At 59.2% G+C, this 9,769-nt stretch carries 9 protein-coding genes; 5 read left to right on the top strand and 4 right to left on the bottom strand.

The window, feature by feature from the left end:
- Positions 1-114: 114 nt before the first annotated feature.
- A complete protein-coding gene (locus CJU81_RS05035; protein ID WP_095035750.1) occupies positions 115-351 on the top strand; it encodes a YdcH family protein in 237 nt (78 codons plus the stop codon).
- 26 nt (positions 352-377) lie between these two features.
- Positions 378-674, top strand: coding sequence for a putative quinol monooxygenase (locus CJU81_RS05030; RefSeq protein ID WP_095035749.1), 297 nt, complete (start codon positions 378-380; stop codon positions 672-674).
- A gap of 64 nt (positions 675-738) precedes the next feature.
- Here the strand turns inward: CJU81_RS05030 and CJU81_RS05025 are convergent, their stop codons facing one another.
- Together CJU81_RS05025 and CJU81_RS05020 are read right to left on the bottom strand one after the other, a co-directional pair.
- On the bottom strand, positions 739-2,511 hold the full coding sequence (locus CJU81_RS05025) for an acyl-CoA dehydrogenase C-terminal domain-containing protein (RefSeq protein ID WP_095035748.1): 1,773 nt from the start codon (positions 2,509-2,511) through the stop codon (positions 739-741).
- Positions 2,512-2,563: 52 nt separating this feature from the next.
- Complete coding sequence (locus CJU81_RS05020) at positions 2,564-4,186, bottom strand: acyl-CoA synthetase (RefSeq protein ID WP_095035756.1); 1,623 nt, start codon at positions 4,184-4,186, stop codon at positions 2,564-2,566.
- Between the two features lie 180 nt (positions 4,187-4,366).
- On the opposite strand from CJU81_RS05020, the gene CJU81_RS05015 reads away from it, so the two are divergent.
- Entirely contained in the window at positions 4,367-6,172 is a 1,806-nt protein-coding gene (locus CJU81_RS05015; protein ID WP_095035747.1) for a PAS domain-containing sensor histidine kinase, read from the top strand.
- A 2-nt stretch (positions 6,173-6,174) separates the two neighbouring features.
- Positions 6,175-6,810 carry a response regulator transcription factor gene (locus CJU81_RS05010; protein ID WP_095035746.1) on the top strand — a complete coding sequence of 212 codons (636 nt, stop codon included), beginning with the start codon at positions 6,175-6,177 and terminating at the stop codon, positions 6,808-6,810.
- Here CJU81_RS05010 and CJU81_RS05005 read toward each other — a convergent pair.
- Complete coding sequence (locus CJU81_RS05005) at positions 6,797-8,200, bottom strand: aminotransferase-like domain-containing protein (RefSeq protein WP_095035745.1); 1,404 nt, start codon at positions 8,198-8,200, stop codon at positions 6,797-6,799. The genes CJU81_RS05010 and CJU81_RS05005 overlap by 14 nt on opposite strands.
- A 129-nt stretch (positions 8,201-8,329) precedes the next feature.
- Here CJU81_RS05005 and CJU81_RS05000 point away from each other — a divergent pair, with 129 nt between their 5' ends.
- Positions 8,330-8,968 carry a LysE family translocator gene (locus CJU81_RS05000; RefSeq protein ID WP_095029345.1) on the top strand — a complete coding sequence of 213 codons (639 nt, stop codon included), beginning with the start codon at positions 8,330-8,332 and terminating at the stop codon, positions 8,966-8,968.
- A gap of 21 nt (positions 8,969-8,989) precedes the next feature.
- On the opposite strand, the gene CJU81_RS04995 is transcribed toward CJU81_RS05000, so the two are convergent.
- Positions 8,990-9,466: a hemerythrin domain-containing protein gene (locus CJU81_RS04995; protein WP_095019143.1), complete on the bottom strand. Its 477-nt coding sequence runs from the start codon at positions 9,464-9,466 to the stop codon at positions 8,990-8,992.
- Positions 9,467-9,769: the final 303 nt, after the last annotated feature.

Genomic DNA, 9,769 nt, shown 5'->3' with positions numbered 1-9,769 from the left:
ATCAGCTGTCACCGGTAGAGTTTGAAAAGCGTTACGCAGCGAGCCTGGAGAGTGTCTAGGAAACCCGGGGCGATTCAACCTGCCCTGTCACTGGATTACCCATGAGGTGCAGATATGCCAGTCAAGCACGATTTGTTACAGGATTTGGGGCTCACTAAAGAAGCCGTCAGCAAGTTTCGCAGCGAAAACCCGCATCTGAATCAGCTGTTTGTACAGTACGGCGAAAAAGATGCCGAAGTCGTTGACGCGGAAGCCAACGATGCCATAGGCGTCCCGGATGATGTATTGCGCACGCTCAAGGAGCAGCGGCTGCAGATCAAGGATAAAATCGCGCAGATCCTGAGCGCTTAAGTCACCGCAAGTTGCAGGAAGTAGATATGTCCAAAATCATCAAAATCGTTGCCATATTGCGTGCCAAACCAGGGCACGGAAAAACCGTCGAGCAGGCACTGCGCGCCTGTGTCGAAGGCTCGCGAGCCGAACCGGGCTGCCGTTTCTATGACTTGCATGTGGACCGCACCGACCCCGAGCGTTTTGTGTTTATTGAGGGGTGGGCAGACATGGAGGCCATTGAGCATCACAAAACCACCGCGCACTACCAGGCGATGGCCGAGGCCGTAGGCGATCTATTGGCGCATCGTGAAGTGCTGCTGCTCGACGAACTGAGCGCTTAAGGCCGGGCTCCAGGGTGCACAGCATGCGGCGGCCCGGTACAGGCCGCCGTTTTTATTGCCGGGGCTAAAAGTGTGCGGCATCCAGTTCGAACAGTGATTCGCTGCCAGCCCGTATCCCTTGCTCCAGGCTCAAGGTGCGTGGCAACAGACGGCTGAAATAGAACTGCGCAGTTGCCAGCTTGGCGGCATAAAAGCCGGGGTCGGTACTTCGCGAGCGCTGCGCCACATCGGCCATGCGCGCCCATAGCCAGGCATACGCCACATAACCCAACAGGTGCAGATACTCGACGCAGGCAGCGCCCGTTTCGTTGCGATCAGCCTTGGCCCGTGCCTGCAACCAGTCACTGAGGTTTTCAAGACGCTGCACTGCGTCCAGCAGTTCGCTGGCGTAGGGCTTGCCAGGCAGGCTCGCGAAGTCACGGATTTGCGCGGTAAACAGGCGCAGGCTCACGCCGCCATTGGCGATGACTTTGCGCCCCAGTAAATCCAGTGCCTGAATGCCGTTGGTGCCTTCATAAATCTGCGCAATACGCACGTCACGCACCAACTGTTCCTGGCCCCACTCGCGGATATAACCGTGACCACCGAACACCTGCTGGCCCAGCACGCAACTGTCGAAACCGGTATCGGTGAAGAAGGCCTTGGCCACCGGCGTCAACAGGGCGACCAGTGCACTGGCTTGTTCTTGCTCGTGCGGGTCGCTGGAGAACTTGGCCAGATCCAGTTGCTGGCCGACATAGCTGGCAAAGGCCCGGCCACCTTCGGTCATGGCCTTCATGCTCAGTAGCATGCGCCGCACATCGGGGTGAACGATGATCGGGTCGGCAATTTTGTCCGGCGCCACAGCGCCAGTGGGCGCGCGGCTTTGCAGACGTTCACGGGCATAGGTGCGGGCATTCTGATAGGAGGTTTCGGCGCACCCTATGCCCTGGATGCCGATCGACAGGCGCTCGTAATTCATCATGGTAAACATCGCGGCCAGGCCTTTGTTGGCCTCACCGATCAACCAGCCTTGTGCACCGTCAAAATTGATCACGCAGGTGGCCGACGCCTTGATCCCCATCTTGTGCTCGATGGAGCCGCAGCTCACTGCATTGCCCTGGCCGAGTGAGCCGTCGGTATTGACCAGCACCTTGGGCACCAGAAATAACGAAATGCCCTTGGGCCCCGCTGGCGCGTCCGGCAGCTTGGCCAGGACCAGGTGGATGATGTTGGCGGTCAGATCCTGATCACCACCGGTGATGAAAATCTTGCTGCCGGTGATAGTGAAACTGCCGTCCAGTTGCGGTTCGGCGCGGGTGCGGATAATTCCCAGATCGGTGCCGGAGTGCGCCTCGGTCAAACACATGGAACCGGCCCAGCGGCCTTCATACATAGGTGGCAAGTAGGTGTTTTTCAGTTCTGCGCTGGCGTGGGCATCAATAGCCAGGCAAGCACCGCTGGTGAGGGCCGAATACAGGGCAAAGCTTGAATTGGCGCCATAGAGCATTTCTTCGAATTGCACGGCGAGCATTTTCGGCATGCCAAGCCCGCCGAACTCGGGATTGCCCGACAGACCCACCCAGCCGCCTTCGATATAGGTGTTGTAGGCAGATTTAAAGCCTTCAGGCGTGGTGACCTGGCCCGCGTGCCATTGCGCGCCTTGCTCGTCGCCACTGCGGTTAAGCGGGGCGATCAACTGGCCGGTGACCTTGGCGGCTTCTTCAAGAATGGCGTCGGCCGTATCGGCATCCACATGATCGGCCAGAACCGGCAGCCGGGCCCAGAGTGCCGGGGCCTCGAAAACTTCGTGCAGGACAAAGCGCATGTCGCGCAGGGGAGCGTTGAATTCAGGCATGAAAAACCTCTTTGTTACAGCGGCAGGCAACCTGTGGGTCTATAGGGCGCAGTTACAGCGCTTTGGCCATATCACGCAGCACGAACTTCTGGATCTTGCCCGTGGAGGTCTTGGGCAGCAGTGTGAACACCACCGTGCGTGGCACTTTGAAGCCAGCCAGGTGATCACGGCAAAAGGCGATGATCTCGGCCTCGCGCACCTGCTGATGATCAGCCTTGAGGGTGATAAAGGCGCAAGGCGTTTCGCCCCATTTTTCGCAGGGGCGCGCCACCACGGCCGCTTCCATCACGCCAGGGTGGCGATACAGGACGCCCTCGACCTCAATGGTGGAAATGTTCTCGCCACCGGAAATGATGATGTCCTTGAGCCGGTCACGGATCTCGACGTAGCCGTCGGGGTGGCACACGGCCAGGTCCCCGGTATGGAACCAGCCACCCTCGAAAGCTTCGGCCGTAGCACTGGGGTTCTTCAGATAGCCCTTCATCACCGTATTACCGCGCATGAAAATCTCGCCCATGGTCTCGCCGTCACGGGGCGTCGGCACCAGGGTTTTCGGATCGGCCACCATTACGCCTTCCAGCGTCGGGTAGCGTACGCCCTGGCGGGACTTGATCTGTGCGCGTTCGGCTAGAGGCTGTGCATCCCACTTGTTATGCCAGGCACAAATCGTCACCGGACCATACACCTCGGTCAGGCCATAGACGTGGGTGACCTTGATGCCCATTTCTTCCACGGCACCAATCACCTTGGCCGGTGGCGCCGCGCCTGCGACCATCGCATGCACCGGGTGGTCGATGGCGGCCTTGGCGGACTCGGGCATATTGACCAGGGCATTGAGCACAATCGGCGCACCGCACAGGTGAGTGACCTGATGCTCGCGAATCAGCGTGAGGATTTTTTGCGGGTCAACCCGGCGCAGAAACACATGCACACCGGCCAGCGCCGTGATGATCCACGGGTAGCACCAGCCGTTGCAGTGGAACATCGGCAAGGTCCACAAATATACCGGGTGATTGCCGATGGCCCAGACCATCTGGTTGCCCAGGGAATTGAGGTAAGCGCCGCGATGGTGATACACCACACCCTTGGGATTGCCGGTGGTGCCGGAGGTGTAGTTGAGGGCAATGGCCTGCCACTCATCTGCGGGCCATTGCCAGTCAAACTCGGGGTCGCCTTCAGCCAGCAGCGCTTCATAGTCCAGGGTGCTGACGGGCTGACCTTCACCGTACTCGGGGTCATCCACATCGATGATCAGCGGCGGGTGATCGAGCATGGCCACGGCTGCATGGACCACGTCATGGAATTCGCGGTCGGCAATCAGCACCTTGGCTTCGCCGTGGGCGAGCATAAAGGCGATGGCTTCGGCATCGAGGCGCACATTGAGGGCATTGAGCACCGCGCCGATCATGGGCACGGCAAAGTGGGCTTCAAGCATGGCCGGAATGTTGGGCAGCATGACGGCGACCGTATCGCCCTGGCCAATCCCGCGTCCGGCCAGGGCACAGGCCAGACGGCGGCAACGGCTGTAGGTCTGCGCCCAGGTGCGGCGAATGGAGCCATGAATCACGGCAGGGTAATCAGGGTAGACGCTGGCCGTACGTTCAATAAAGCTCAGCGGGGACAGGGCAATATGGTTTACGGCAGTCGGCTCAAGGCCGTGCTCAAAAATCGACATGATGGTCATTCCGGTGGCTGATTGTTAGCTCTATGGCTGCCTGCTCTGCCGGTGGCGAGCGGGGCAGTTTTATGTCCGGTCTGACTTATAGCTCACTCAGTGTTTGATATGGAAGTAATACCTAAGCACTATAGTAGTTGTACTATATAAAGAAAAACCCGTACAAACCCTGGATGCCAAATGCCGATCGCGCTGCTGCCCCATGACCCTCAGCCCTCTGTAGTGCTCGATAGAGATGGCTTGCCGCTGGCAGCCAACGACGCATTGATTCGCCTGCTGGCGGGCCAGGCGTTGGGCCATGCGAGCGCTCTATTGCCGGGCAATCTGCCGGAGCTGGTCCGCGCCTGCCTCAGGCAGAGCAGAGCCATCGAGCAGGTAGAGGCGCAATGTGCACAGCAGGTGTGGCTCTGGACCCTGATCCCCGACCCCGACAGCCAATGCGTTGTGGCTCGCGGGCGTGAAGCGAGTAGCGAGCTGCTGGCCGGGCGAGAGGCTGCCAGGGCCCGGCGGCTGTACCGGCTGATTACCGAAAACACCACGGACCTGATCTCACGCCATACCCCTGACGGGCGTTTTCTGGATGCCTCGCCGGCGTCCTGGACCCTGCTCGGTTACTGGCCCGAAACGTTGCGCGGGACCCTGGCCCAGCGCCTGTTCCACGGTCATGACATGAAGCTGGCGTTGCGTCAGGCCCGTGATGCCTTGCAACTGGACGGCTATCACACCATGACGTACCGCATTCGCCATCAGGCGGGGCACTACCTGTGGTTTGAAACAGCCAGCCGGGCAATACGTGAAACCTATACCGGGGCGGTGGTCGAGGTGGTCAGCGTGTCGCGGGATATCACCGCGCGTATTCAAGCTGAAGAGAACAAGCGGCGGCTGGCTGATGTGGTCGAGGCCAACCCGGACCCGGTGCTGTTTATCGACCCGGCTGGCGGGGTGTCGTATCTCAATCCGGCAGCACGTCGCCTGCTTGGGTTGCTGCCCGCACAGGGCATGCCGGCATTGGCTGATTTTTTGAGCGCGCAAGACCTGGCCCTCCTGGAGACCAGTGGCTGGCACAGTGCCGAGGAACAGGGCTTGTGGAGTCACGAAACCCGCTTGTTGCCCTTGAATGGCGAGCCTTCTGTGCCGGTGTCGTTACTGCTGTTGGCCCATCGCTCTACCGCAGGAGAACGATTTTTCTCACTGATGGCCAGGGATATGCGCGAGCGCGAATTGCGCGAAGCCCAGCAGCGTCATCATCAGGATGAAATGGCCCATACAGCGCGGTTGGTAACCCTGGGTGAGCTGGCATCCGGGATTGCCCACGAAATCAATCAGCCGCTGGCGGCAGTGGTCAATTATGCCAATGCCAGCCTACGTTATTTGCAAACCCTGGGCAGTAATCCTGCGGCGGTCGAGCGCGTGGCCCAGGGGCTGGAAAGGATCAATCTGCATGCCAATCACGCCTCGCAAGTGATCAAGCGCCTGCGCGGTTTTTTGCGCAAAGGAAGGCGTAACCTGCAAGCGCTGGATATCAGTGAGGTGGCACGCCAGGCCGTCAGTCTGTGTGCCTGGGAGGCCGGGGAACGGCATGTCAGCATCGATCTGCAATTGCCGGACTCGCTGCCACGGGTATACGCCGACCGGGTGTTGCTGGAGCAAGTGCTGCTCAATTTGTTGCGCAATGCCATGGACGCCAACAACGAGCAATTGCCGGGGCAAGCTTCGCGGATCCTCTTGCAGGCACAAGCCCTTGACGGCGCCACCCTGCAAATCAGCGTGCAGGATCAGGGGCCAGGGGTCAGTGCCGGGCAACTTGAGCAATTGTTCACGCCGTTTTACACCAGCAAGGCAGATGGCCTCGGGCTGGGCTTGTCGATTAGCCGCAGCATCGTTGAAGGCTTTGGCGGGGAACTCAATGCCCGACCCCAAACCAGCGGCTTGCTGATGTGCTGCTGCCTGCCGTTGATGGCTTCACTCAAAACGACAAGAGAGTAACGATGACAACCCAAACCCGGCCTGTGGTGTATGTGGTGGATGACGACCAGGGCATGCTCGATTCGACTGTCTGGCTACTGGAGTCCGTGGGCCTCAATGCGCTGGCGTTTACCAACGGGCAGGCTTTTCTGGACGCTTGCGACCCGGCGCTCAGTGCCTGCGTGGTACTGGATATCCGCATGCCGGCCATGGGCGGTCTGAATGTGCAGCAAGCCCTGCAGGAGCGCGGAATCAAGATACCGGTGATCTTTGTCAGCGGGCATGCCGATGTGCCCATCGTCGTGCGCGCCTTCAAGGCGGGCGCCCATGACTTTATCGAAAAACCCTACAACCAGCAGTTGTTGCTCGACAGTGTGCAAGAGGCCCTGAGCGGCGGCAGTGCACGGCACACGGCAAGCCAGGAGCGCACCGAGCTTGACGCCCGCCTGCACAGCCTGACACCCCGCGAGCGCGATGTATTGATGCCCCTGGTCAAGGGTTACACCACCCGGGAAATTGCCGGGTTGCTGGAGGTCAGTGTCAAGACTATCGACCTGTACCGCTCCCGGGTGATGAAACGCATGCAGGCCCAGCACTTGCCTGATCTGGTGGGCATGGCCATTGCTGCCGGGCTGGTTGATCCGCTCAGATTGCGTTAGCCAGTAACGCCTCGACGCTCGCCATGACGGCTGGCGTGTCAGTGTGAGCAACGTTGAAGCGCATGCAGTTACTTAAATGGGGATCGAGGCCGAACAGGATCCCCGGTGCCAGTACCAGGCCACAGGCAAGACCCTGCTGCGCCAATGTTTCGGCATCCAGCCCGGCAGGTACTGTGGCCCAGATAAACATGCCGCCGGTATAAGGCACACCCAGGGTGAAGCCCAGGCCCTGCAGCCAGCTCGAAACCCTCGCGCCACTGGCCTGCAGCCCTTGCACCACGCGTTTTCGATGTTTGTGATACGTGCCGTCATTGAGCATCGAACACACTACCTGTTCAAGCATCTCCGACGTAATCCCGCCACACATCAGTTTCATCTGGGTCAACTCGGCGGCCAGTTGTGGCGGCGCGACGACAAAGCTGACGCGCAGGTTGGCACTGAGGGTTTTCGAAAAACCGCTCAGGTAAGTCACTTGCTCAACGCCTGCCAGCGCTACCAGCCGGGGGGGCGGCTCAGGGTGCAAGTCACCGTAGAGATCGTCTTCGATAATCGAGCAGCCATAGCGCTTGGCCAGTTCCAGCAGTCCGTAGGCCTGGCCGGGCGTGAAAGAGTGGCCGGTGGGGTTATGCAATAGCCCGGTGGTCAGGTAGAGCGCGGGACGGTGCTCGATCAACAGCGCTTCCAGGCGATGCAGGTCCAGCCCTTGGGCGGTGCGCGCCAGAGTCACCACGTTGACGCCGTGCAAGGCCAGGTTGGCGTGAAAATTGAAGTAGCAGGGCATGTCCAGCAGCACCGTATCGCCGGGGCGTAAACGCAGACGTAACAGCATGTCCAGGGCGAGTACGGTATTGGCCGTGGTGATGATCTGTTCGACCCCCACATCCAGGCCCTGGCTCAAGAGCTTTTGCTGCAAGGCCTGACGCAGCGGCAGATAGCCTGCCGGGTCACCATAGCCGGTCAAACGCAAGGCCGGTGAGCGGCTAAGCTGGCGCATGTTGGTACGCAGGGCGCTGTCTTGCAGCCAGTTCTCCGGCAAATGCCCGCTACCGGGTCGCAGGGTACCGCTGGCGCCGGTCAGGGAGCGGCGCAAGACGCTGTGCAAGTCTTGTGGCAGCAGATCAAGGCCGACGGCGCGCCTGGCGGGTGGCGTTGTTGTTGCAACAAAATAGCCCAGGCCTTGGCTGGATGTGATTCTGTCCTGCCCACGCAGACGATCCAGGGCCTCAATCAGGGTGAACTTGCTGACCCCCCAGTGCGCGGTCATCTCACGTGCAGAGGGCAACTTGCTGCCAGGACCCAGCTGGCCCCGATCGATGGCCTGGCTCAAGGCATCCACGATCTGCTGAACCTTGGACAGGCCGGGTTGGAACACAACTGTAGGTAGGTGCATGCAGGGCCTCGTACTTTGCCGGTCATGCTACCAGTAAAGGTCGGTAAAGTTTGTCAGTGCTTGACCTGCCAATAGCCGACAGGGCCTGCCTAGACTGCGCGACCGTATTTTCTGGAATGAACCACCGCAATGGCCACGCAACTGACACTCGCTTCATTTCTATATTTTCTGATGTTCTGCGCCACCATGACCTTCAGTCCCGGCCCCATGACCCTGCTGCTCATGGGGTTTGGCATGCAGGAAGGCTTGAAACGGTCAATGCCGGTACAGCTTGGGGCCAGCGCCGCGTACCTGGTGTCGATACTGATTTTTGCCGTGGGTTTTGCCGAGTTGATCAAGGGTAACCCGTTGATCAGTCGCGCTCTGCAATACATAGGGGTTGCCTACTTGCTGTATCTGGCCTGGCGCCAATGGAACAGCAAAGGGCTGGCGCTGGAACGTACGGCAACCCTGGATCGCGGTTTCGGAGGGCGATTCGGCAAGGGCCTGCTGACCGGGTTCTCCAACCCGAAAACCATCGTGATGTTCAGTGCGGTGTTCCCGCAGTTTGCAGGGCAGGGCACTGATTCAAGAATGCTCGATCTGGCGGTATTGGGGCTGGCCTTTTTGCTGCTGCAGTTTGCCAGTGGTTGCCTGTACTGCTACTTCGGCCAACGTATTCGCCGGGTGCTGCAAAGCCCGTCGCGACAGGTGTTGTTGCAACGGGCTACAGCCTGCATGTTGCTGGGGGTGGCTGTGATGCTGGCGCGAGGTTTTACCCAGGGCTGACCCTGCCAGGCGCTGGCGCCATTACGCCGCCAGAGGCTTGCTGTTCAGGGATTTTTTGTACTCGGCTTTCATCGCCTCCATCTGTTTGCCCAGCTCATCGAGAACGGCCTTGCCAAGCAACTTGCGGGCTTGGGGAAACATCTCGGTTTCTTCCTCTTCGATGTGGTGCTCGAGCAGTTCCTTGACCACCTTTGCACGACCGGAGAATTCCAGAGAATCGGGGGCAGTTTTCTTAAGGTCAGGCAATACGAGGGAGTCCACCGTGCGGTGTTCTTCCTTCGCTTCGTGGTACATGACGGCTTGCTCTTTACCACCGGCTTTCTTGAACACCGGGTAGAGGATTTCCTCTTCAAGGCGGGTGTGGATAGTAATTTCCATTTCCAGCTTGTTGAGCAGTTCAGTGCGTTTTTTCACGGCGCGCTCGGTGGAGTCGCTGAGCTGGCTCAAGATGGCCTTGACGCGCTTGTGGTCTTCCAACAGCAAATCGATGGCATTCATATTCACTCACCTGTCTCTTTCACGGATAGGGATGGGCCTTTATGCATGCGACCCTCAGTGATGAATGTTGCATTAGCTGTACCAACTTGAACGTACGATATAAAATTAATATAAATCAATTGGTTAGGTTTTCAGGCTGAGGTTTTTATTCGTGCAGAATGCATGTTTGCCGTGACCAGGCCATGCAAATCGCGAGTGGGATGGCGTTGATGCGTTAAACGCGGAAATCCCCGGCGCATGGGGTATATTGCGAACTGTTTCTGCCTGTAATGAGATTGGTATTGTCTACGATTGACTCCCCGC

It is taken from the genome of Pseudomonas fragi (genome assembly GCF_002269505.1).
Lineage (GTDB): Bacteria > Pseudomonadota > Gammaproteobacteria > Pseudomonadales > Pseudomonadaceae > Aquipseudomonas > Aquipseudomonas fragi_D.
Note: the sequence above shows the minus strand (reverse complement) of the source record. Positions and strands in the feature narration are given on the sequence as shown.